General features: G+C 72.7%; 19 protein-coding genes. 9 read left to right on the top strand and 10 right to left on the bottom strand.

From position 1 onward, the window contains the following. Positions 1–214: 214 nt before the first annotated feature. Entirely contained in the window at positions 215–1,843 is a 1,629-nt protein-coding gene (locus tag ACZ46W_RS34950; protein ID WP_468346374.1) for a serine/threonine-protein kinase, read from the top strand. 71 nt (positions 1,844–1,914) lie between these two features. Here the strand turns inward: ACZ46W_RS34950 and ACZ46W_RS34955 are convergent, their stop codons facing one another. Continuing rightward, positions 1,915–2,361 carry a hypothetical protein gene (locus tag ACZ46W_RS34955; RefSeq protein ID WP_468346376.1) on the bottom strand — a complete coding sequence of 149 codons (447 nt, stop codon included), beginning with the start codon at positions 2,359–2,361 and terminating at the stop codon, positions 1,915–1,917. A gap of 210 nt (positions 2,362–2,571) precedes the next feature. On the opposite strand from ACZ46W_RS34955, the gene ACZ46W_RS34960 reads away from it, so the two are divergent. Then, on the top strand, positions 2,572–3,015 hold the full coding sequence (locus ACZ46W_RS34960) for an excalibur calcium-binding protein (RefSeq protein ID WP_468346378.1): 444 nt from the start codon (positions 2,572–2,574) through the stop codon (positions 3,013–3,015). 50 nt (positions 3,016–3,065) lie between these two features. On the opposite strand, the gene ACZ46W_RS34965 is transcribed toward ACZ46W_RS34960, so the two are convergent. Next, positions 3,066–3,974 carry an NAD(P)-dependent oxidoreductase gene (locus ACZ46W_RS34965; protein WP_468346380.1) on the bottom strand — a complete coding sequence of 303 codons (909 nt, stop codon included), beginning with the start codon at positions 3,972–3,974 and terminating at the stop codon, positions 3,066–3,068. Positions 3,975–4,120: 146 nt separating this feature from the next. Here ACZ46W_RS34965 and ACZ46W_RS34970 point away from each other — a divergent pair, with 146 nt between their 5' ends. The 4 genes from ACZ46W_RS34970 to ACZ46W_RS34985 all read left to right on the top strand — a co-directional run bounded on the left by ACZ46W_RS34970 (position 4,121) and on the right by ACZ46W_RS34985 (position 11,297). Then, entirely contained in the window at positions 4,121–7,789 is a 3,669-nt protein-coding gene (locus tag ACZ46W_RS34970) for an AfsR/SARP family transcriptional regulator (protein WP_468346382.1), read from the top strand. Positions 7,790–8,004: 215 nt separating this feature from the next. Next, positions 8,005–9,531, top strand: coding sequence for a hypothetical protein (locus tag ACZ46W_RS34975; RefSeq protein WP_468346383.1), 1,527 nt, complete (start codon positions 8,005–8,007; stop codon positions 9,529–9,531). A gap of 20 nt (positions 9,532–9,551) precedes the next feature. Next, the gene (locus tag ACZ46W_RS34980) at positions 9,552–10,226 is read left to right on the top strand and encodes a HEAT repeat domain-containing protein (protein ID WP_468346385.1); all 675 of its coding nucleotides are present in this window, start codon (positions 9,552–9,554) and stop codon (positions 10,224–10,226) included. 6 nt (positions 10,227–10,232) lie between these two features. After that, a complete protein-coding gene (locus tag ACZ46W_RS34985; RefSeq protein WP_468346387.1) occupies positions 10,233–11,297 on the top strand; it encodes a MerR family transcriptional regulator in 1,065 nt (354 codons plus the stop codon). Positions 11,298–11,350: 53 nt separating this feature from the next. On the opposite strand, the gene guaD is transcribed toward ACZ46W_RS34985, so the two are convergent. From guaD to ACZ46W_RS35005, 4 genes are all read right to left on the bottom strand, one after another. Continuing rightward, a complete protein-coding gene (guaD, locus tag ACZ46W_RS34990; protein ID WP_468346389.1) occupies positions 11,351–12,784 on the bottom strand; it encodes a guanine deaminase in 1,434 nt (477 codons plus the stop codon). 199 nt (positions 12,785–12,983) lie between these two features. Further along, positions 12,984–15,149 (bottom strand): NACHT domain-containing protein, encoded by a 2,166-nt coding sequence (locus tag ACZ46W_RS34995; RefSeq protein ID WP_468346391.1) that lies wholly within the window; start codon positions 15,147–15,149, stop codon positions 12,984–12,986. A gap of 768 nt (positions 15,150–15,917) precedes the next feature. Beyond that, positions 15,918–16,367 carry a hypothetical protein gene (locus ACZ46W_RS35000; RefSeq protein WP_468346393.1) on the bottom strand — a complete coding sequence of 150 codons (450 nt, stop codon included), beginning with the start codon at positions 16,365–16,367 and terminating at the stop codon, positions 15,918–15,920. A 214-nt stretch (positions 16,368–16,581) separates the two neighbouring features. Then, on the bottom strand, positions 16,582–17,718 hold the full coding sequence (locus tag ACZ46W_RS35005) for a cytochrome P450 (protein WP_468346395.1): 1,137 nt from the start codon (positions 17,716–17,718) through the stop codon (positions 16,582–16,584). A gap of 284 nt (positions 17,719–18,002) precedes the next feature. On the opposite strand from ACZ46W_RS35005, the gene ACZ46W_RS35010 reads away from it, so the two are divergent. After that, positions 18,003–18,536 (top strand): hypothetical protein, encoded by a 534-nt coding sequence (locus ACZ46W_RS35010; protein ID WP_468346397.1) that lies wholly within the window; start codon positions 18,003–18,005, stop codon positions 18,534–18,536. Positions 18,537–19,170: 634 nt separating this feature from the next. Here ACZ46W_RS35010 and ACZ46W_RS35015 read toward each other — a convergent pair. Both ACZ46W_RS35015 and ACZ46W_RS35020 read right to left on the bottom strand, forming a co-directional pair. Beyond that, complete coding sequence (locus ACZ46W_RS35015) at positions 19,171–19,947, bottom strand: hypothetical protein (protein WP_468346399.1); 777 nt, start codon at positions 19,945–19,947, stop codon at positions 19,171–19,173. 228 nt (positions 19,948–20,175) lie between these two features. Then, positions 20,176–20,616 (bottom strand): ALF repeat-containing protein, encoded by a 441-nt coding sequence (locus tag ACZ46W_RS35020; RefSeq protein ID WP_403686203.1) that lies wholly within the window; start codon positions 20,614–20,616, stop codon positions 20,176–20,178. Positions 20,617–21,232: 616 nt separating this feature from the next. Here ACZ46W_RS35020 and ACZ46W_RS35025 point away from each other — a divergent pair. Continuing rightward, complete coding sequence (locus ACZ46W_RS35025; protein WP_468346401.1) at positions 21,233–21,769, top strand: DUF4240 domain-containing protein; 537 nt, start codon at positions 21,233–21,235, stop codon at positions 21,767–21,769. Positions 21,770–21,983: 214 nt separating this feature from the next. Here ACZ46W_RS35025 and ACZ46W_RS35030 read toward each other — a convergent pair whose 3' ends face one another. After that, on the bottom strand, positions 21,984–22,493 hold the full coding sequence (locus ACZ46W_RS35030; protein WP_468346403.1) for a hypothetical protein: 510 nt from the start codon (positions 22,491–22,493) through the stop codon (positions 21,984–21,986). 165 nt (positions 22,494–22,658) lie between these two features. Beyond that, positions 22,659–22,889 carry a hypothetical protein gene (locus ACZ46W_RS35035; RefSeq protein WP_468346405.1) on the bottom strand — a complete coding sequence of 77 codons (231 nt, stop codon included), beginning with the start codon at positions 22,887–22,889 and terminating at the stop codon, positions 22,659–22,661. Positions 22,890–23,054: 165 nt separating this feature from the next. On the opposite strand from ACZ46W_RS35035, the gene ACZ46W_RS35040 reads away from it, so the two are divergent. Next, positions 23,055–23,510, top strand: a complete 456-nt coding sequence (locus ACZ46W_RS35040; RefSeq protein ID WP_468346407.1) for a hypothetical protein — start codon at positions 23,055–23,057, stop codon at positions 23,508–23,510. Positions 23,511–23,514 lie beyond the last annotated feature (4 nt).

The raw sequence follows: 23,514 nt of genomic DNA on the forward strand, positions 1-23,514 counted from the left end.
CCGCCCGTAAAGGCGTCAACACGCCTGTGATTGCTGGTAGTTGTGCGTCGCTGACGGATATTCACCGGCGGGCGTCGTCCCCGGGGACGCCGGGCGCGGTTGAGGCAGCAACAGACGTTAGGCCCTGCCGGTGATCGCCTCCCGCGCGTGTTACCGAATCGCGACAATAGGTCACACCCGCAGGTGAGAAACGGGGACCGTGCATCATGGGCGCATGAGAAACAGCGGGGGACGGCAGGACGAGCCGACGAGCTACGGGCTCCAGCCGCCGGTCGCGGCGGCGCGGGAACAGCACAGTGACAACGGAAGCGCGGACCACTCCCGCCCGGAGGCCGGCGCGGAAGCCGGTGTGGAGGCGGGTGTGGAGGCCGGTGCGGGACGCCTCGTCGGCGACCGCTACCGGTTGCTGGAGCGACTGGGGGCCGGCGGGATGGGGACCGTCTGGCGGGCCCGTGACGAGGTCGTCGACCGGGACGTGGCGATCAAGGAGCCCAGGGTTCCGGACCACTTCACGTCCGCCGAGCGTCACACCGCGTACCAGCGTATGCAGCGCGAGGCCCGCGCCGCCGCACGCATCGACCACCCTTCGGTGGTCGCCATCCACGACGTGGTGACCGAGGGGGACCGCCCGTGGATCGTGATGGAGCTGCTGCGCGGGAAGTCCCTCGCCGAGCTGCTGGACGAGGGAACCCTCTCCCCGCAGGAGGCCGCCCGGATCGGGCTCGCGGTGCTCGGCGCGCTGACCGCGGCGCACGAGGCCGGTGTGCTGCACCGTGACGTGAAGCCCGGCAACGTAATGGTGGGCCGTCACGACCGCGTCGTCCTCACGGACTTCGGCATCGCGCAGATGGAGGGCGAACAGAAGCTCACCGAGACCGGGTCCTTCGTCGGCTCGCCCGAGTACATCGCCCCGGAGCGGGTGCTCGGGCGCCGCCCCGGCCCGGAGTCCGACCTGTGGTCCCTGGGCGTGATGCTCTACCAGGCCGTCGAAGGCGTCTCACCGTTCCGCCGCCAGACCACGCCGTCCACGCTCCAGGCCATCCTCCTCGCCGAGCTGCCGCCACCGCACAACTCCGCCGAGCTGACGGCGGTCATCACCGGCCTGCTGCGCAAGGAGCCGGAGAACCGGCTCACCGCCCAGGCGGCCCTGCCGATGCTGCGGGCCGCGGCGAACCCCCTCGCCCGGCAGCCGGCGTCCATATCCGCGCCGGGCGCGCCGGAAGGCCCCGGAACCCGGCCCGCCTCCCTCCGCCACCGCCTCCTCCGGCCGCTGCCGCTCGGCGCCCTCACCGCCCTGGTGGCGGCGCTGGTCGTCACCCTCGTCCTCCTCCCGTCGGGCGACGACGTCCCGGAGGGCTGGAAGCGCTACGAGGAGTACCGCATGCGGGTCACCGTCGCCGCCCCGGCCGACTGGACCATCACGACCGGGGACGACATCGCCAGTTCGGACGGCGCCTACCTCGCCACCCGGTACACCTCGCCGAAGGGCGACATGTCGCTGCTCGTGGACAAGAAGGAGAAGACCACCGAGACCGCCGTGGCGACGGCCCAGCGCTGGAAGCAGGAACACGAGACGGCCACCCCGCCGACCGGAGGCTCCGCCGCCGTCGCCTCCGTGCGGCCCACCACGGAACAGGGCCGTGACGCCGCCCTGATCACCGTGACGTACAGCAGGGAAGGGGAAGGCACACCGCGCCGCCTGTCCAAGACGCTCGTCGTGGTCAACTCCCGGCAGGAACGTCTCACGGTGAACGTCGACGTGCCCGCCGGCAAGTCGGCCGAGGCCACCGCCGACGACCTGCTGAACAAGGCCCGCTCCCAGTACCGGATCGGCGACCTGTAACCGGCCGAACCGCCCGTGGGGCCCCGGTTCCGCCAGCCGCGAGCCGGGGCGGCCTGCCGGACGCCGCCGATTCACAGGGACCACCAGCAATAGAGCCGCAACCCGGAGGCCCGAGCACGACGGGCCAGTCCGGCCAGGCTCTTGAGAACACCAGCCGCACCCTCGGCGCTGATCGGTATCCGCCGGAGTTCATCGGTCGACGACCACGGCCCGGCGAAGCGAACGAGGTCCTCCTCCGTCGCCGAGACGAGGGCATCGAACAGGCCGTCCGACACGCCGACCACAAAAGGAGGCCCCTCCTCCGCCGATGACAACAGGTGCCCGAACCGTGGGTCCCCACTGACCTCCTCGTAACCGCGGCCCGTCACGACGGCCTCGAGCTGCCCGATCGCGACGACCGGATCGACGTTCCTGAGGAAGACCACGTCAAGCCCCGCCTGCCCGGGGCCTCCCGGAACCCCGAGGACCCCGACGGCGGCCCGGTCGTCGGCGGCGGAGAAGTAGTCGCACAGCGTCATACGGCGGATTCTGACACCCACCGCTGACAGCCCTGCCGACACGCGAGCAGCGGCGGGGGCATCGCCCATCACGCCGCCGCAGTGCGGTGGGCGATGCCCCACCGAGCTTGGGGCGGTCACTCGTTCGGTCTACGAACGCTCGCTGGTCGCGTCCATGATCCGTAGCGTCGGACTCCGGCTGAGCCAGTCGGCCGGAAGGGAGCCGGGATGATGAATCGCCGTTCCGCGTCCGCCGGGATCCTGATCGCCATCGCGTCGGTCGTACCCCTGGCCGCCACCGCACACGCCCAGGACCTCGACTGCCGCGACTTCGCGTTCCAGGAGGACGCGCAGGCGGTCTTCAACAGCGATCCGAGCGATCCGCACCGTCTTGACGAGGACCCGGGCCCCGATGACGGCATCGCCTGCGAGGCGCTGCCCCGACGCGCCGGCGCCGTCGCGCCACGGGCCGCGACACCCACGCCGCCGACCGCCACCCCGACGACCACCCCGCCGCCGACCGCCACGCCGACCCCGACGCGTGGGGCTCGTGGCGGACTGGGCGGCGCCTCGTCCTCCGACCGCGCGGCCTGGCAGATGGGCATCGGCCTCACCTTCACGGCAAGCGCCGCACTCGCTGCCGGCTGGGCGGTCAGGCGCCGCCGCCACGGCTGACCGCTCGGCCGGCCCGGCGATGGCCCCCGCCCCCGGGGAACGGAGCCGGCTCAGGCCGGCCGGGACGCGGGCCGGAGGGACTCGATCGTGCGGGACAGGCTGGCCGCCGCGTGGCCCTGGTCGATCTGCTGCTGGAAGAGGGCGTGCAGCGGGGCCAGGAGACCGGTGCCGACTCCCTGGGCGCGTGATGCGCTGAGGATGTTGGCCAGTCCGGTGGCGTTGATGGACAGGTTGGACGTCTCGGTGGCGTAGTCGCCGGAGTCGATCTCTCGCGCGAATCCGGGCAGGGCGCCGGCCGCCCCGGTGAGCCAGCGCAGCAGCAGCTCGGTGAGTTCCCCGGCCTTGATACCGGCGGAGTCCGCCAGGGCCACCGCCTGGAAGAACCCGGCGAACATGCCGTACATCCCGCTCAACAGGGCGATGTCGTAGACGGATGCCAGGCCCGCGTCGGTGCCCACGAACGTACTGTCCCCGAGCAGTTCGAGCAGCGCGCCGTGCGCGTCGAAGGCATCGGACGGTCCGCTGTAGAGGACGAACGTCTCGGGTGTGCCGATGGTCTCCGGCACCCCGTACACCGCGCCGGAGAGGTACGCGGCACCCCGCGCGGTGGCCCACGCGTCCAACTCCCGGGCGGACCGGGGGGTCCCGGAGGTCAGGTTCACCACCACGCGGCCGGCCAGGGCGCCGGCAGCCGGGTCGAGGACCTGCCGTACGGCGTCGTGGTCCAGTACGCAGACGATGACGAGGTCGCTCGCCGTGACCGCCTGCTCCACGGTGTCCGCCCGTACCGCTCCGGCGGCGACCAGGCCGTCGGCCCTGCCGGGCGACCGGTTCCACACGGTGGTGCGGTGGCCCGCCCGCAACAGCGTACGGGCGAGGGCGCGGCCCAGGTTCCCCAGGCCGATCACCGTGACGGTGCGGCGGGTGTCGTGCGTGGTGGTGGCTTCGTTCCTGGTCATGGTCTTCCTTCCCGTGGTGGCCGGTGTGGGAACAGCCTCGCCGAGGGGGCTGTTGACCGGCTGTTGGTGCACTGTCGGTGCGCTGCCGGTGCATGGTGGGTCCGCCGACAGGACCGCGGCAGGGCTGCGAGAGGGAGGGGTGTGCGGTGCGTTTCGGAGTGCTGGGACCGCTGACGGTGTGGGGGGCGGACGGCCGTCCCGTACCGGTGCCCGGTGCGAAGGTACGGACGCTCCTGGCCCGGCTGCTGGTGGCGCCCGGTCGTGCGGTGTCCGCGGACCGGCTGGTGGACGACCTGTGGGGGGACGAGCTGCCGGACCACCCGCGCAACGCCCTTCAGGGCAAGGTCTCCCAGCTCCGCCGGGTGCTGCGGCGCGCCGCGCCGGACGAGCCCGAACCGCTGGTCTCCGAGGCCGGGGGCTACGCGCTGCGGATCGGCGCCGACGCCGTCGACGCGGGACGGTTCAGCGCGCTCGCGCGACCGCGGCGGACGGGTACCGCACCGCGGGCGAGGGCGGCGGAACTGTCCGAAGCGCTCGGCCTGTGGCGGGGCGAGCCGTTCGCCGGGTTCACCGACGAGCCCTTCGCCCGCGCGGAGATCGCCCGGCTGTCGGAGGAGCGGCTCACCGTTCTGGAGGAACTGGCGGAGACGCGACTGGAACTGGGGGAGGAGCGCACGTTCCTCGCCGAGCTCGATGCCCTCCTCGCCGCACATCCGCTCCGCGAACGACTGCGTGCCGCGCACATGCGCGCCCTGTACAGAGCGGGCCGGCAGACCGAAGCGCTCGACAGCTACGAGGCGCTGCGCCGCCGCTTGGACGAGGAGCTCGGACTCGTGCCCGGCCCGGGACTCGTCGCCCTTCGGCAGGCGATCCTGCGACAGGACCCCGCACTGGACACGCCGCCCCGCCCGAACGCCACCCGCCCGAACGCCACCCGCCCGAACGCCGCCCGCCTGCACACCGCCCGCCTCCCGGCGCCCGTCACCCGCCTCGTCGGGCGCGACGACGCCCTCGACGGAATCGCCCGCACGATGGCGGACTCCCGCCTGGTCACCCTCACCGGACCCGGCGGGGTCGGCAAGACGAGGCTGGCCGTGGAGAGCGCGCGGCGGGCGGCGGATGACTTCCCCGACGGCGTGTGGCTGGTGGAACTGGCCTCACTCGAACCGCGACCGGGAGCCGCCCGCCCGGCGCCGGAGGCCACCTCGGCCGTCGCCGAGGCGGTGATGAAGGTGCTGGGCATCCGGGAGGAGCACGCGGAGGACGGCGAGGCGAAGCCGTCCCCCGTGCGGCGGCTGATCGGCGCCCTCGGCGGCCGCCGCACCCTGCTCGTACTGGACAACTGCGAGCACGTGGTACGGCCGGTGACCGCCGTCGTCGCGGCACTGCTGCGCGAAGCCCCGGGACTGACGGTCCTGGCGACCAGTCAGGAACCGCTGCGCATCACCGGCGAGGCGGTGTGGCAGGTGCCGCCCCTGTCCCTCCCGGATGCCGTCGAGCTGTTCACCTCACGTGCCGCCACGCCCGCCCTCGCAGCCGGCGGGCCCGACGCGGAAGCCGTCGCCCTCCTGTGCCGGCGCCTCGACGGCATCCCGCTCGCGCTGGAACTGGCCGCCTCCCGCGTGCGGACGGCGGGCGTGCACGGGCTGCTGAACCGGCTGGGCGACCGGTTCGGAGTGCTGACCGGCGGCGCACGGGACGCCCCCGAGCGCCAGCGCACCCTGCGTGCCGTGCTCGACTGGAGCTGGGACCTCCTCACGGCTGCCGAACGCACCGTACTTCGGCGGTTGTCCGTCCACGCCGGAGGCTGCACCTTGGAGGCGGCCGAAGCGGTGTGCGCCGGTGACGGTGTCCCGGTGGCCGACGTACCGGGTCTGCTGGAGAGCCTTGTCGACCGGTCCCTGGTGGTGCTCTCGGACCGTCCCGACACGACCGCGTACCACCTGCTGGAGACCGTCAGGGCATACGGGCGCGAGCGACTGACCGAGGCCGGCGAGAGCGGCGCCGTACGCGAACGGCACAGCCTCTACTACAGCCGTCTCGCTCTGCGCGCCGCTCCGCTGCTGCGCGGGCCCGAGCAACAGCGGTGGCTGGAGCGGCTGGACGGCGCGGGCGCCGACCTCCGCCGGGCGCTCGACCACGCCGTGGCGGCGAACGCCGGCGAGCGGGCAGTGCGCATGGTGAACGCGCTGGCCTGGTACTGGGTACTGCGCGGCAGACTCGCCGAGGCGTCGAGGGCACTGGACAGCGTGCTCGGCCCCCTGCCGGAGCGGGAGGTGCCGGGGCGGCTGGTGCCGGAAGGGGCGGTGGCCGAGCGGGCGGTGCTGGAGGGGGCGGTGTCGGAGCGGGCGGTGCCCGGGCGGGCGGTGCCGGAGCGGGCGGTGCCGGAGCGGGCGGTGCGGGAGGGGGCGGTACCGGAGCGGGGGGTGCCGGAGCAGGCGGTGCCGGAGGGGGCGGTGCCCGGGCGGGCGGTGCCGGAGCGGGCGGTGCCGGGGCGGCTGGTGCCGGAGGGGGCGGTGGCCGAGCGGCCGGTGCCCGGGCGGGCGGTGCCGGAGCGGGCGGTGCGGGAGGGGGCGGTGCCGGAGCGAGGGGTGCCGGAGCGGGGGGTGCGGGAGGGGGCGGTGGCCGAGCGGCTGGTGCCGGAGCGGCTGACGCCCGAGCGGGCCCTGGCCATGGCGTGGCGTACGGGGATCGGCGTGATGGCCGATGCCGACGGGAACGGGGACACGGCGGGGCGGATCGGGGCCGCCCTGGCGGCGTACGACGAGGTCGACGACCCCGCCGGGCACGCCACCGCGCTGTGGTTCCTGGGTACGGCCCAGATGGGCGCCGGGGCGGTCGCGGCCGGCGAGGCCCTCGTCAACCGTGCCCTCGACGGCTTCGCGGCGCTGGGCGACGGCTGGGGGACGGCCGCCGCGCTGAGCGTGCGCGCGCGGCACGCCATGGCCCGCGGTGACCTGGCGGCCGTCCGGCGCGACGGCGAGGAGAGCGCGAGGCTGTTCCGTGCGGCCGGTGACCGGTGGGGGTGGCTCCAGACCGTCTTCCCGCTGGCGGCGCTCAGCGAGATCGGTGGCGACTACGAGGCGGCCGGCCGGCTGCACCGCGAGGGGCTGGCCGTCGCGGAGGAACTCGGCCTGGCGCGGGAGGCCGCTCAGCGCCTGTGCGGCCTGGGCAGACTGGCCCTCCTGACGGGACACCACGCCCAGGCCCGCACGTACCACGAGCGCGCCCGCGAGCTGGCACGGGAACACCACTTCAGGTCCGGGGAGGTCGACGTGGAGCTCGGTCTCGCGCTCGGCGCGCGCCGGGAGGGCGACTACGCGCTGGCGGAGTCCCACCTCCGTCCCCTGCTCGCCTGGTTCACCAAGGCCGGGTACGGGCCGGGCGTCACGCTCGTGACGGCCGAACTCGGCTTCGTCGCCGAACTCCGGGGCGACGCCGCCACGGCCCGTGAACTGCACCTTAAGGGCCTGGAGGCCGCCAACGACCTGGGCGATCCACGCGCGCGTGCCCTCGCCTTGGAGGGCCTGGCCGGCGCCTTCACCCTCACCGGCCACCATCGCCGGGCGGCGCTCCTCCTCGGCGCGGCCGAAGCCGCCCGCACCTCGGCCGGCGCTCCGCTGCCGCCGGCGGAACGCGCTGACGTGAACCGCGCCATGACCGCCGCCCGCTCCGCGCTCGGCCCGCAGGCCTACACCGCCGCCCACACCGAGGGCGCGTCGCTGGACGGGGAGGGCGTCCACGCCGTGGCGTACACCGACGCGACGGCGCCCCCGCGGGCGCGGAGGTCCACTGCCGCCCGCTGCCGGTGCTGATTGCGGGCGGGCGGCGGGCGGACCAACGCCCGCTGCGTCCCGCACGGAACCAATGGGTTCCACCGGGTTCCACGCGGCCCACTCGTCGGCTTCAGCGGTATCCGGGCTCTCTCCCGGGCCCGGACCCCAGGGGCGCCCAGGTGCATCCGGGTCGCCCCGTTCAGCGCGTCCGCCCCCGACCACCGCACCCTCCCCGCCTCCGGCAGGATGCCTCCGTGAACCATGTCCTGTGCGGTCTCGCGACCAACCCCGCCCTGCCGTCCGAGCTGGTCGACCGGCTGATCGAGATCGCCGACGGCGAGCTCGCCGAGGCCCTCGCCGACCGCGAGGACCTGAGCCATGCCCAGTCCCTCGCGCTCGCGGCACGGGGCGAGGAGCCGGCCGTGCGGCTTGCCCACACGGGCAGGCTCACCGTCGCCGACGTCGATCCGGTCACCCGGCCGCGCGTCGCGCTCGCCCTGCTCGACGAGGGCGCCGGCAGCGCTGCGTGGGCCCGCCTCCTCGCCGGGGACCCGGACGTGCGGCACCGGGAGAAGCTCGCCGCCTGCCCCGGCCTTCCGCCCGACGTCACTCAGACACTCGCCGTCGACGCGGACATACGCGTCGTCGCCGAGCTCGCGCTGTGGACGACGCCGTGGATGGCGGCCCGACTCGCGCGGCACCCGCACGCCGAAGTCCGCAGCGCGGTGGCCGCCAACGACAGGACGCCACCGGACGTGCTGGCGATGCTGATCACGGGCGAGGGGCTGCCGCCGGCCCAGCGGTGCCTGGTCTGCGACCGCGAGGCGACGCCTTTCGTGCACGACCCCTCCTGCCCGCGGCCCGACTGCGATCTGCGACCGGGCGCCGCGTGCGACGGCTCCCACCAGTCCACCGTCCACGACCTGTACGAGCGGGCGCTGCGCAACCCGGCCACGCCCACCGAAGCCGTCATCGGCTTCGCCGACCACCCCTCCATGCTGCTGCGCTGGCAGCTCGCCGCCCGCCCCGACCTGCCGCCGGAGGTCTGCGAACGCCTCGCCGGCGACCCCTCTCCCGGCGTCCGGGCCGACCTCGCCCAGAACCCTGCGACCGGCGAGGCGCTGATGCGCCTGCTGGCCACGGACGCCGACTCCGAGGTGCGGCGCAGCCTCGCGTTCAACCCCCGGGTGCCGCTCGACGTACTCGCCCAGGTGGCCGGTACGGCCAGGATCGGCCCGACCCTTGTGCCCCGGATCGCCGCCGCCGGTGCCGCCGAGGTCGAGGCGCTGGCCACATCGCCCCATCCGGCCGTCCGCATGCTCCTGGCCGAACGGCGCGACCTGCCGGCCGGCATCCGCGACGCGCTGGCCGCCGACCCGGACGCGAAGGTGGTCAAGTCCATCGCGGGGCATCCGGGCCTGTCCGAAGCCCGGTTGCGCGCCATGGTCGACCGGCACGGAGCCCGGGTCGTCGCCAAGGTCGCGGCCAACCCGGACGTACCACCGGCGCTGCTGGAGGACCTGGCACACCATGAACCGACGGTGCCCAAGGCGCTGCGCGAAGTCGCCCGGCACCCCCACGCGACGCCCCTGTCCCTGCTCGCCTGCCTGGCGGACACGCGGGCCAGGCGCACAGCCGCCGGGCACCCGGCCCTGCCGTCCCGGGTCGTGACCGGCCTGCTCGCCGACGACGACCCCGACGTGGCGCAAGCGGCGGCCGCCAACCCCGCACTGCCGCTCGCGGAGATGTCACGGCTCGTGCCCTTGACCTTGACACGGTGACAAGGTCTTCACTTCGGACCATGCCGAAAGAGGACACGAACACGACACGAGCCTTCCAGGAGCGGGAGAAGGGGCTGGAGAACAGCAGCTCGTCGGTACGGCTGAAGGCCGCACTGGCGGTCGGCACGACCCCGGACCCGCGGTTCATCGACAAGCTCATCGAACGGTGCGCGATCGAGCCCGATTTCTCCGTACGCGAGATGCTGACGTGGGCACTCACCCGCCACTCCCCGTCGACGACGGTCCCAAGGCTCGTGGACGAACTCCGCTCGCAGCGTGCGCAGGCACGCAGCCAGGCGTTGCACACGCTGTCCAAGATCGGGGACCGGCAGGCGTGGCCGGCGATCACCCGGGCGCTTCTGACCGACGCCGACGACGAGGTGGCGCGGAGCGCCTGGCGGGCAGCGGTCGTACTCGTACCCGAAGGCGAGGAACCGCGGTTGGCCCACGTGCTGGCGACACAACTCGGGCGCGGCGAGCGCGAGACGCGGTTGAGCCTCAGCCGGGCGCTGATCGCGCTCGGCGAGGTGATCATGCCGCCCCTGCGGGCCGCGATGACGGATGCCGACCCCCGCGTGCGCGGGCACGCGATCGCCACGGAACGGCTGTTGCGCGACCCGGACGCCGGATTCGAGTTCGCGATCGAGGAGGCGAAGCGCATCGTGGTCCTCGGCACGACCGGCAAGGAGGGCTGACAGGCAGTGTTGATCGGTGATGTGGCACGACGGTCCGGGGTCAGCGCCCGCATGCTCAGACATTACGACTCGCTCGGCCTGGTGCGGCCGACGGGGCGTACCGAGGCCGGCTACCGCGAGTACTCCAGCGAGGACATCCGGCGAATCTTCCACATCGAGAGCCTGCGGTCACTGGGGCTGTCACTGCGTGAGGTCGGGCGCGCGCTGGACGATCCCGGCTTCAAGCCCTCACAGCTCGTCGACGACCTCATCCGCCAGACGCGAGAACGCATCGCGCGCGAGACGGAGCTGCTCACGCGACTCCGTCGCATCGGTGCCGCGGAACCCGCCGGATGGGAGGACGTCCTCCAGACCGTCGCACTCCTGCACGCCCTGGCATCGGAGAGCGCCGGGAAGCGCCAGCGCGCCGCCCTGGCCTCGGTCGAGGAGGCCCCGGTGCCGGTGGAGGCCCTGGTCGAGGCAGCGCTGAGCGAGACGGACCCGCACGTCGCCGGGGCCCTTCGATGGGCGCTGGCGCAGTCGGGCGACGATGGACCGGCCCTGCTGGCGCGGGGCCTTCGCTCACCAGTGGCCGAAGTACGCAAACGAGCCGTCCAGTCCATCGCCGAGATCCCGACCGGCGAGGCGACCGCACTGCTGCGGGACGCCCTCACGGACACCGAACTCGTGGTCCGCGGATGCGCGGCTCTGGCACTCGGGGCCCGCGGGGTGTCCGACGCGGTCCCGACGCTCATCGACATGATCGTCGAGGGCATGAACGACGTCGACGCGGCCGACGCACTGCACGCGCTGGCGAGTGATCCGGCGTCCGGTCCGGCGTCCGGTCCGGCGTCCGGTCCGGCGTCCGGTTCGGCGTCCGGTTCGGCGTTGGCGGATCACATCGCCACCAGCCTCGTCGACCGCCTGGCCAACGGCACCGTCGAAACGCCCGCACGCCGACGGCTGACCCAGGCGCTCGCGGACATCCCGGGGAGCACCACGTCACGTGCTCTCGCGGATCTGTCACACGACGAAGACCGTGGCGTCGCGCTGACCGCCACCTACCTTCTGGAGCTGCGCGACACACGATGACGCGGGCGCCGCGGACGTACGTGGACGTTCGTGGACGTTCGTGGACGTCGGGCTCAGGGCTGCCGCTCGTAGACGCGGTTGCCCAGCACGTACGTGGCGGTGACGGCCTGTTCGCCTCCGAGGATCATCAGGGCGAAGAGCCGTTCGTCGAAGGTCTTGGCCGCTTCCGTGCGACGGGCGAGGACCGGGGTGGCGGCCCAGTCCAGAACGGTGAAGTCGGCTTCCTTGCCGACGGTGAAGTTGCCGATGGACCGGTCGAGGTCGAGCGCTTGGGCGCCGCCGAGGGTGGCGAGGTAGAAGCCGCGGTAGGCGGACAGCCCCCGTCCGCGCAGGGCGGTGACCTTGTACGCCTCGTTGAGGGTCTGCAGCATGGAGTAGCTGGTGCCCGCCCCGATGTCGGTCCCCATACCGACGTGCACCTTCTGCCGGCGGGCGGAGTGCAGGTCGAACAGACCACTGCCGAGGAACAGGTTGGACGTGGGGCAGAACGCGATGGCCGACCCGGCGTCGGCCAGCCGGGAGCGGTCGGTGTCGTCGATGTGGATGGCGTGGGCGAACAGCGACTTGCCGGTCACCAGCCCGTACCGGTGGTAGACGTCCACGTAGGAGCGGCCGCCGAACAGCTTCTTGACCAGGGCGACCTCGTCCTGGTTCTCGGACACGTGCGTCTGGAGCCACAGGTCGGGGTGGTCGCGGTGGAGCCGGCCGACCATGGTCAGCAGTCGCTCGGTGGAGGTGGGGGCGAATCTCGGGGTGAGGCTGTAGCCCAGTCGGCCCTTGCCGTGCCAACGGTCGATCAACTCGCGTGTCTCCCGCTCCGCCCGGTCGGTGCTGGAGTCCCGCAGGTAGGCCGGCGCGTAAGGCTCACGGTCCATCAGGACCTTCCCGCACAGCATGCGCAGATCGCGCTCGGCGGCCTGCTCGAAGAAGGCGTCGACCGATACCGGATGCACGGTGGGGAAGACACTCGCGGTCGTGGTCCCGGCTGCCAGCAGCCGGTCCAGGAAGAAGCCGCTGACCGCACGCGCGTGTGCCCGGTCGCCGAACTTCGCCTCGGCGGGGAACACGTACTTCTCCAGCCATTGCAGCAGTTGCTCGCCGTACGAGGCGATGATGTCGACCTGGCTGGCGTGAACATGGGTGTCGACGAAGCCGGGCACGATCAGCTTCCCGCGGTGGTCCTCCTGCCGCGCGCCTTCACGCAGCCGGTGCGGAAGCCGGCCGGCCGGACCGGCCCAGGCCACCTTGCCCTCGGCGTCGACGGCCAGCACCCCGTCCTCGAACAGCTCCCACGCCCGCGGATCGGACGTCTCCCCGGGGTCCTTGAGGAAGTGCAGAATCGTCCCGCGCACCACAACCGGCCGGCCACGGCCGTTCCCTCCCGCCGTCGCGGCACCGGACGCGACGGAAGCAGATCCGCCCGCGCCCACCAGGGCGGACGCCGCGGTGGCCACGCCCACGCCTGTCATGACGCTGCGCCGTGACACTCCGGGGACTGTGTGAGGGGTATCGGTCACGGGGCGAGTATCGAAGTCGCGTCGCGTATGGCCTGCCGACCCGCTCAATGCCGTCGCTGCGGGCCACCCGAACAGATGAGCGCGACGGCATTTTTGACCATGGGAAGGACCAGCCGTACCCGGTGGGGGCGCGGTCACATCCCGGCCCCGGTGCCGGTCCCGGCCCCGGTCAGGGCGTCGGGGCCTCCTCCACAGCGCCCAGGTGGTCCTGGAGGCGGGCGTGCCGGAACTGGTACACAGGTCCGTTCCGGCGCAGGACTCCGCGGCGGTGGGCGTCGTGGAGGAACCGCATCAGGCGCCAGGGCAGGTCACCGCGGAGTGCGAACCAGACGCGGGTGAGGAGGAACCAGCTCCACGTGCAGGCCGGCAGCCCCGTCTGGAACCGTCCCACCAGCCGGCCCGCCGTTCCGATGCTGAGTCCGGTGCCGAGCCCCACGGTGAGGCCCACGAGGACGCCCAGCTCGTGCTCGATGACCAGTGCGACCACGGCACCGGCGACCAGCCCGGAGCCGAGGGTTTCCACGGCCATGCGGATGGCCATGACCGCGCGGTCGTTGCGCAGCAGTGACTCCGGGCTCGCCGAGCGCAGGGCGTCGACGGGACTGTTCAGCCACTCCATGACACCGAAGGCCAGACCCAGGCCGATTCCAGCCACGAGTCCGGCCAGCAGCCCGACGACACGCCCGCCCGTGAGTTCGGCCAGCAGCCCGGCCCCGGCGCCCGCGCCGACGCCGGTGGCCAGTCCGACGGTGAGTCCCGAGCCGAGCGTACGTCCGAGGCGCCGGCCCCGGCCGCGCAGGCGGATGTTGACCTGCTTGGGGTACGCCGGGGGCTGCACGAGCAGACCGGCGACGGCCCCCGCGGCCGCGCCGGCGGCCAGACCCGCGGGCACACCGACCGACAGCCCTGCCGCGAAGCCTCCCGCCAGTCCGCTGACGAGTTCCAGTACGAGCGCGGCGACCAGCCTGCCGCAGGGGGACAGCGCGCGGTGGAGCCGCCACCAGGCCAGGTCCCGGGTGCCCTGCCGGTGCAGGTGGGCGGAGAGGAAGGTCAGCCAGCGCAGTGGCTGTTCGGGCCGATAACCGGGCGCCGAACCCGTGCGCCACTGCTGCCCGGGCGCCGCGGTACGGGAGGCGTAGACGGCGGGGATGAACGCGTCCAGCAGGTGGCGCTCGATCGCCCCGCGCTCCACGAACCGGGGTGTGTCGAGCAGTTCGGAGGGGTCGGTGGCGGGCGCGGTGTAGGCGGACCGGGCGAGGGACGCCATCAGCGGAGACGACAAGGCCTGTGCCAGGGGCGCCAAGGGCTGCTCGCGGAGGTGGGCGAACACGGGGTCCCAGCGTGCGTCGCTGCTGACGGTGCCATGGGTCAGGAAGGCGATGGTCTCCTGTACGCCGACGGGTTCGAGTTCCACGACGGCCGCCGTGGCGAGCACTTGTCCGCTGGAGGTGACGGCCGCCTCGTACTCGGCGCTGCGGCAGGTGACGACGAAGGGGCGGCCCGCGACCGCCCGGTCGATCTCACCGAGGGCCGCCGGGCGCAGATGGGCGGGCATCTCGTCCAGTCCGTCGAGCACGGGCAGGATGTGGCCGCCGGTGACCAGCCGGGTCGCGGCGCCGGTTCCGTAGGCCTCGGGGTTGGCCAGTGCGGGATAGTCCTCGTCGAGCCGGCGGGCGATCCACGCGGACAGGTGCTCGCCGTGCGGATCCCAGGAGGACAGCGACAGCAGGACCGGCACCGGCCCGCCGTGCTCGCACCGCCGCTCGAGAAGTCCGAGCGTCAGCACCATGGCCAGTACCGTCTTGCCCGCCCCGGGCTCGCCGAGCACCACCAACTGCTTGCGCGGCAGGGCGACGTAGCGGGGTACGACGTCGGTGAGTCCACCGTGCAGCCTCAGGCGCACCGGCCGCCCGCCCACGGTGTCGCCGAGGACCGCGCCCGGCCGGGCCGCCACCGGGCGGGGCGTCGCCGACCAGCGTACGTTCAGCGGCCGTGGCCGGTGGAGCATGCGGATCGCCGACTCCTCCTCCCACTGCCGCCGTACCGTCGCCGCGAGTCGGGCCAGCGTCCGGCTCTCCCTGGCATCGGCTGCGTCTTCCGCGCCGTCACCGCGCCGCCCGACGCCACCGTTGCCCCGCGCCTCCGCGTCCTGCCGGGCCCGGCGTGCCTCGTTCCCCGCCACCACGAGTGCCAGCACCACCGCCGCGGGCCACGACAGCCACAGGTAGGGGCCGAGCCGCGCGGGGACGGCGTTGGTGGCCACGTTGGTGGCCACCGGCAGCAGGAAGACGGTCACCAGGACGAGGCCGAGCGTGGCTCGCGAGAAGCGTCGCATCTGTCCCCCCCCCGTGCTCCCCCGGCCGGGCCGGTGCGGACGCGGCGCATGCCCTGTGCGCGTAGGGGCAAGGTTACAGATGGTGACGGCATCGGGGAGCCCGCTGGTCCGAGGCAGGGCCTTCTCCATGGGAACGCGCCAGGCGCGTGACAGCCCAGCGGCCCTCCGCGGCGATGGAACCGGTCGTGGCGCATGCCCGGCGGCGGCGTAGCCGGCCTCGCCATCCATGCGCACCGGCGTCAACCGCGTCCGGATTCCGGCGCACCGTACGGTCCATGGCGCCCTCCGCTGCTCGTGGCTGCGGCCACCACCGGCCTGCCGTCGCCGTCCCACGCGCCGAGCGTGGGCGGGGCCGTCCGCTTCGCGTTGACGTTGTGCTCCTCGGCGGTGACACCGGCACAGCGACCGAAGCGACTCTTCTCGCCGAGTGCGACCGACGACGATGAGCCCGCAGGCCCGACCGTGGCCCTGCGGAATTCCTGAACGCCCGCCGCTGACCGTTGACCTACCCGAACGCTCTCACCACCAGGTAGCCGCACCACCGAGTAGCCGCACCACGGAGTGGCCCCGCGGAAAAGGCCGGCGGTTCCGATACGGCGCAGGTCTCCGTTGCCGGCCGGCTGCGGCGCCATCCCCGCTCTCCCCGCCCATGGCTAGGCGCCGCGGCGAGCGCCGCGCCGCTGTGCGGCCGACTGCCGTCGCTCGGCTTCCCGAACGCCCGAGCCGGCCTGGTCGGTTCACTCATCCCGGCCCACGGCGAAGGGGAGGTCAGAGGTCAGCGCAGATTCCGCGCGCCTTGGCCAGCTCCTTCTTCACCTCGGCGTCGACCTCGAAGACCTGGCGGTGACGGTGGTGCGCCCGGGTAACGGCGTCCGCGAGCGGCCGGTACGACGAGTCGCCTGCCGCGGCGGCCGTGGCCAGATCGAAGGCGCCCGCGAAGCGGTACACCATCTGCTCGCCTTCCTCGCCCTTCGTCGCGACCTTCGACTCGTCCAGGCCGGCCAGTGCATCGCACGCGCCCCGGGCGTCCGCCCCGGCGCCACCGCCCGCGCCCGACGTGCCGCCGGTCAGCACCCAGGCCGCGCCCACGCCTCCGGCGCCCACCAGAACTCCGACCAGCACAGCGGCCACCAGCGGACCCCTGCTGCGCGCCGCCGTGGTGGGCGGCACGGGCGAGTGCGGCGGAACGGGGGCCTGGTACGGCTGCTGTGGCTGCATGTACACGACCGTAGCGGGCCGTCCGTCCGTGGGCCCATGCCGGGTCGCTCGGCCGAGGCGGCCGACCCGGTCGACGCTGCCCGCCGGACCCCCTCCATCCAGCGCACTTCCGCATTCGGGCCACCGTCTTCACGTGTCCACCACGGGTTCGCGGTCACGGGGCTGTTGTGAGCCGCCCGACCGGAGGTACACGCGACGGGCGGGCGCCGGCGGTTCAGCGTGTCGCGCGCAGCGACAGCCGTGCGTAGGCGGGGATCAGTACGCCCCGCGCCGGGCGCCGACCGGCTATCACCAGCTCCGGGAAGCCCCGCAGGACCCCGACCACCGCGCGGGTCTCCGCCATGGCCAGCGGCATCCCCAGGCAGAAGTGCGGGCCCGCTCCGAACCACAGCCGGCGCAGACCGGCGGTTTCGGAGGGGTCCCGGTCCGGCGAGAACGGGCCGTACGCCCCCGTGCACAGCAGCGTGGCGATCACCACCCGCTCCCCGGCCTCCACCCGGACGCCCCCGATCCGCCCCGCCCGAGCCGCGCTGCGCAGCATCACCGGAGTCGGCGATGTGACCCGCAGCGCCTCCTCCACCAGGGCGTCGGTGATTCCTTCCGGCCCCCGGCCCGTGTCGTGGGCGAGCGCGACCAGCCGGGGCACGAAGGAGACCAGCGTCTCGGTGCCCGTCAGCAGGAACAGCCCCACCGCGCCTCGCGCCTCGGCCTCGTCCAAGCCCAGCGCGCGCAGTCGCCCCGGCACCGTGGTCTCGTCGCCGGCCCGGTAGGCCGCCACCGCCGCCTCGCTCAGCCGGGCCAACGCCGACCGGGCACGATCCAGTTGGCGCCCGGACAGCGTCGTCCGCCACAGCCGTACGGACGACACCACTGCGGCGGTCTCCGTGAAGTCGGTCCCGCCGGCGGGGAGCCCGACCAGCTCGCGGATCACCTCGGCGGCTCCGTCCCGGACCACCCGGACGAGGTCCACTTCCTCACCCGCCGCGAGCCGCCGCTCCAGTCCGCCGAGCGGAGCGCGCAGCACCCGTTCGCACACGGCCGCCACGTGTCCCTGCGTGAACAGCCCGCCGAGCCGCCTGCGCAGCGCCGCATGCTCGGCGCCCTCCAGCGTGATCAGCACCCGCGAGCCGAGCACCGGGCCCCACAGGGCGGCTGCCGCGCTCGGCCCGGTCTTCGTATACGCTTCGGCGTCCGTCAGCACCTCCCGAGCGAGACGGGCATCGCTCACCACCACACCAACCCGCGGCACCCGCACCACCGGACCGCGGGCGGCGACCGCGCGCACCAGCCGGTACGCCACAGGGTGAGCCGCCGTCTGCACCCGCCGCTCCCAGCGCTCCCACTCCTCCATCCGGGCAAGGTAGCGCCCCTCACGAAAGGAAGGGAGGCCGGGCGCCGGACCAGCCCAAGCCGTCTCGGCCACTGCTGCCAGCCGGTCGGTGGCCGCGCCGGCGACGCGGACCGGCCCGGTCGGCCTCACCGCAGTGGCAAACCCACACGATCTGGCGATGCCCTATCGGACAAGAGCCTGGCTACGCTTGCTGCACCGGCGCTGAGCTGCGTCAACGCCGAGGGGCTTGGCCGTTTTCGGCGAGCCCGGCCTTGCACTGTCCATACGACGGGAGTAGGTCCGCCATGCCATACCGACGCCATCTGAAAACCGCCGCCGTGGGGTTGTCCTCGGTGCTGGCCCTCGGTCTCCTCACCCAGCACGGCTCCACCGCCGTGGCCGCCCCCGGACAGTGCGCGGGCAGCGAACGTGACTTCATCGATCCGCCGCAGCCCGGCGGCCGGACGGCGTTCGAGCTCTCCAAGCCGTATACCCAGGAGGGCACCAAGGTACGGACGGTGCAGTTCAACGCGGGCGGCTCGCTCACGGTCGTGCCGACGGACCCCTCGGCGGCCGCGGCCGGCTCGTGGTTCTTCGAACCGCCGAACGGCAGCCACCCGGCCAAGAAGGGGGTGGTCACCTTCGTCACGGGGGTGACCACGTCCGACGGGGGGAATTACCGCACCTTCTTCACCGTCACGGTCCCCGTCTGCAACCCCCAGAACAATCAGCGGCCCACCAACGTCTTCCAGATCAGAGGCGACCGCACGCTCACGGTCACCGCCCCCGACGGCAGGACTGTCACCACCCCGGACACGGCCTACCAAGCGGATCGCTGACACCGGCGTCCCCATGAGCCGCGGCACCATCAGCCAGCCGCAGCTCGGGAGTTCGCGGACGCTGCAGTGGCCGACTTACTGATCATTTCAGAATGAGGTTCGGAGTCGGCGAGTTGGAGCAGTCCGAGGTGAAGGTCGGCTCGTATCTCGTAGCGGATCCGGAGGCTCGTGACGGCTTCCGCTGGTCACGGACACTGCGAGAGGTGTTCCGCAGCGGTCGTTGATCAGGTGGTGCTTGCTGCCGGAGCGGCCGTGGTCGACCGGCGAAGGTCCGGTGTGAGCCCCCTTTGAAAGCTCTGAGGTGCGAGCCGTCGATCGCGGCGTCGTCGATGTCCAGCAGATCTGCCGTGCGAGGTTCGGCGAGGAGGATGGCGTGCAGGCGGGGCCAGACGTCGGCCTCGGTCCAGTCCCGCAGACGTCGCCGGCACGTCACCCCGCTGCAGCCGATCGTCTCGGGCGGCACGTCCGCCCCGGTCACGCCCGTGCGTAGTGGGGTGCCTGCGGACGGCGGTCCGCGCCCATGCGACGAGCCCGTTCTCGCGAGGCGACCGGAGCCGAATGCGGGCGGCCGATTCCGGGAGCCGCGCACACGTCGGAACCGTGCGCAGTGGGCAGAGCGCAGGGGCGGGCCCGATCAGTTGGCCGAGGTGTTCCGTGTCATCTCGGCTGCCTCGGTGAGGGCGCGTTGTCTGAGATCGCCGAACAGCCGCATCGTGACGGCGGCCAGGACGTCGTCGGCGCCAATAGTCCGCCCGTCCCCGCGGCGGGTGGACAGGGCGAGGAGGGGGTCCTTGAGCAGCGGGGCCGGGGCCGGCTCGCCCGGCACCACCAGACTGACCGTCCCGAACCGCTTGACCCCGCCCTCGCGGACGACCTTTGCCGCGTCCCGGGCCAGGGCCGTCAGGAACACGCTCGCGATTCCGTCCAGGTCGCGGACCATCGCCGGGACCGCCCTCACCCCCCGGCTCCCCAGCAGCCTTCTCACCCCGGCCTCGAACCGGTGGGCGCCAGCCACACCACTGGGTGTACGCGCCCCGCGGCGCTCACGAAGAGACACGAGCGCACCATCGGCGTTGCGCATCTCGCCGATCAGGCCGTGGAAGGTCGGGCTGTGCAGGTACCACGCCGATCCCACCCCCACCTCGACGTTCCGGTCGATTGCCGAGACGAGGTCCTTGGGAATCAGCCTCTTCCTGGCCTCCTCGGCCGCCGCGCTTCTCGCGGCGTCGATGATCTCCGTCAGCACGGTCCGCGTCACCGACGCGGCGGCCCACGCGGCTGGCCGGGAGACGTGCAACGAGGTCACGTCCCTGAACACCGCTTTGACGAGCTGAGGCTTGAACGGCAGGTCGGTCACGACGGAAGCGGTCTGCGGACCGCTGCGCTCGGTGCGTAGGGGTTGTGTGGTCATCGAAGAATGTGCTTTCTGCTGTCGGAGGTGTCAGTGGCCCAGGCCGCACCGGGCGGCGAGACCACAGAGCTCTGCGGAGGGCGCCGAGCCGACACAGGGCCTGCCGGGCGGGGCCGCCGGCACACGGAGGTACAGGCGGCCCCGCCCGGATTCTCGGCGTTCCGGCGACCGGGCGTGCGGCAGGCGGGTGCCACCCGGGCGACGCGCTGTGGTGCGGCGCCGTGCCGGTCAGGCGACCTGGTACCTGCCGACTTCCAGGAAGTGGCGCAGTGCTTCGGGTGTGTTGTCGTCCAGGGCGGCGTTGGCTGCCGCGCGCAGGGCCGGGCTGATGGACGGGTCGGCGAGGATGCGGGCGATGGCGACGCGGTCGTCCTCGGCCTGGGCGATGCGGTAGCCGGTCTCGAGCCAGGCGCGCATCGCCTCGGGGTCGTTGGCGTCCAGGAGGGCGTTGGCTTCTCGTGTCACACGCCGGCCGCTGTCCGGGTCGGCGAGGATCCGGACTATGGCCACCCTCAGGTCGTCGGCGTCCGGCTCGTCCGCGGACGAGGACACCGCGGGCACCGTCACCGCGGTCGGTGCCGCCGTGGCGGCGAAGGACGGGGTGGCGAGCAGGAGGGCCGGGGCGAGGATGCCCGCGGCGATGCCGGGCGCTACGCGATGCAGTCGCAAGGGAAATGCTCCTCTTCGTTCGCGACGGAGGTGAGTTGAGGACGCCTCAGGGCGTTCACTTCGGTGATGCTGCCACCCGGGTCTGACAGTGGCAGTCACCCCGCTTCGGCCGCCGGGCACCGTCGCCGCGGACGTGGCCGGTGTTTCATGGCGGCGCGCCTTCGAGAAGGGCGGCCTTGAGCGCGGCTCGTGGCTGTCGGGCGTGATCGGGGCGAGACGATTCCTGGGGGCGTGGTGTGGTCCGAGCGTGCGGTGGTGCGCGACGGGGTTCGGCTTGTCTGCCGGGACCGGGGCGGGCCGGCGGAAGCGAGAGCACCGCGCACTCGACCGACCCGCCCCCGCGACCAGGCTCTGGCGATGCTCGCAGAGCGCTCCGGCCGCGTTCGCCGATGCCACCGCGTGGACGTTCTGGCGGTGGAACCCGGCCTGGCCCGCTCGGCTCCACGTGGCAACTACCGTGTCCCGGCATACCGCGGCTGCCGCCCCCGGTGAAGGGCAGGGAGGGGGTTGCCCCGCCTTGCCCCTGCCCTCGTGGCCAGCAGCGACGTGGCTGCTCTGATGAGCCAAGCTCCCGTGGCCGGCCCAATGTCAGTACCAGGTGGCAGGCTCTGCCTCCATGAACAAGCAGCAGTTCTGGCAGCTCATTGAGGCAGCCCGCAATCAGACGTCCAACCCGAACGACGCCGAAGCGGTCGCTCGCGAGGCGACCTCGCTGCTGGCCTCCCGGCCGGTCGAGGAGATCGTCGCATCTGAGCAAGTGCTGTGGGGCCTGATGGCTGACTCCTATACCAATCCTCTGTGGGCCGCTGCTTACCTCGCCAACGGTGGGTGCTCTGACGACGGCTTCGACTACTTCCGGGGCTGGCTGATCGCTCAGGGGCGTGAAGTCTTCGAGCGCGTAGTCGCTGACCCCGATGCCCTGGCAGAACTGCCCATCGTTCAAGCCTCCGCAGCCGACGGCGGCGACCTGGAGGGTGGAGACATGCTGGGCATCGCGTGGAACGCACGCATTTCGGCGACCGGTGATCAGCTCCCCGCGAGCCCACCCACCATCCGTTACCAGGATTTGGATCCCACCTGGAACTTTGATTTTGATGACCACGACGAAATGACTCGCCGACTGCCCCGCTTGGCTGCTCTCTATCTGGATTAAGCGGAAGCCCGCCGTCACATGACGAGGTCAAACGGCGGAGGGCGGGGCTCCCGAACATCACTGCCCGTCACTGCATCAGGCCATGAACATGTCTCGGCTGACGAATACGCGACACCTCAACACGCGGGCCTGCCCGTCCCGGGGTCGGTGAAGCCTGCGGGTTCAGAGGCACCGAAGCCTGTGCAGCGAGGACGCACGAGTCGGTCCGTGTGCGTCAGCCGGGCGCATCCGTGGGTTCGCCCGGAACCGTGGGGTGGGCTGCGAGGCGGCGGGCTTCGGCCGTGACCTCGGCATCGACCTGGTCCACGGTTCTGTCGCCGTATTCGAGGATGTCGTACTCGTCGTCGAGTTCGGCGAGCCGCTCAGTCAGTGGCAGCTCATGTCCGTAGCGCTGGTGAAGCCGGAAAGTGAACTCCCGAGGAGTGAGCTCGCCGGCGAGCATGTGGCGTGCGAGAGCTCGGGCAGCGGCTTTCTTGCCGGCCTCGCTGTCGACCGGATAGAAGGTGAGGCCGAGTTCGTCGAGCGCTGTGGGAAGCAGGTCGTGGACGTCGTAGTCGGCCTCGGCGCGCGTGCAGGCGGCGAGGGTACGAAGGCCGGGGGTGTCGAGTCCGGCGACGAGCGCGTCACAGGCGGCATTGACGACATCGCTCGCGCGGACTTCGCCCGTACTCCAGAGGGCGGCATGGTCCTGTAGAGCGATTGCTGCTGCTTCGGTCGACGTCACTGGTCCATGATTCCCTCAACGTTGCGTCCCGGTCGAGCAGATTTCATCGAAGGTGCTGTTCAGCGGCCTGTTCCAGCAGGGCTCGTGCGGAATCCGCGTAGCGCATCGCGGTCTTCTCGTCGAGCCCGAAACCTCGGGCGAGAGGAAGCGGGTCGGGTGCGTGGGTCAGGAATCCTCTTCGAGTTGCCGGTCGGTGCGGAGCCGCTCAGCGTCGCAGCCGCGACGGAGCGCTCGACCTGCCGGCGAGAGCGGTTGCAGCACGCCGTACTCGTGCTGCCCGGCCCGGATCCGGCTGGTGGGGTTGTGGAAGATCGGCTCGTGCCGTTCGGCCCAGGTGAACGGCGTCCGCGGGGCGCCATGCTGATCACGTCGATGGCGGCCGTCCACGGATTTCATGTGGGCGAGGATGTCGTCGCGGGAGACCGCGCGTGCCGCCGTCGCGCAAGGCAGGGGTCCAGCGCTCGGCTTCCGAGCGGATGCCAGGGGCGAGCCCCCTCACATGGTCGGCGATCCAGCGCTCGAGCTAGTCCGGTGATCCGGCCGTCGCGGATGGTGAACGACATGGCCACCCTCGACCCGGCCATACGCCCCGATCTGACCGTCCCCATGCAGGGCAACCGCTCCCACCTCGCCTTCGGCGCGGGCGTGCACGAATGTCCTGGCCAGGACGTCGGCCGCTCCATCGCGGAAACGGGCATCGACCTGCTCCTCGAGCGCGTCCCGGACCTGCGCCTCGCCGTTGACGACGATCAGGTACGGGTCGTGGGCACCTGGATGGCGCGCCGCCTGACGAGCCTGCCGGTCGCCTTCGCCCCGCAGCGCCAGGAGAAGCCGGCCGGCGCGCAGCAGCGTCCCGAGCCACCGGCTCGAGTGGACGCGGCCGGTGCCAGGCCAACTGGCGCGCTCAGTCACAACGGATGTGTCTGGGTGCGGGTGTTGGCACCGTTGGACGGCTTCAATGCTCAGTTTCCGCATGGCGGTATCCCAACCCAGACCCCAAGGGAAAGCATCCCGTAAAGCA

It is taken from the genome of Streptomyces sp. NPDC031064, assembly GCF_055570965.1.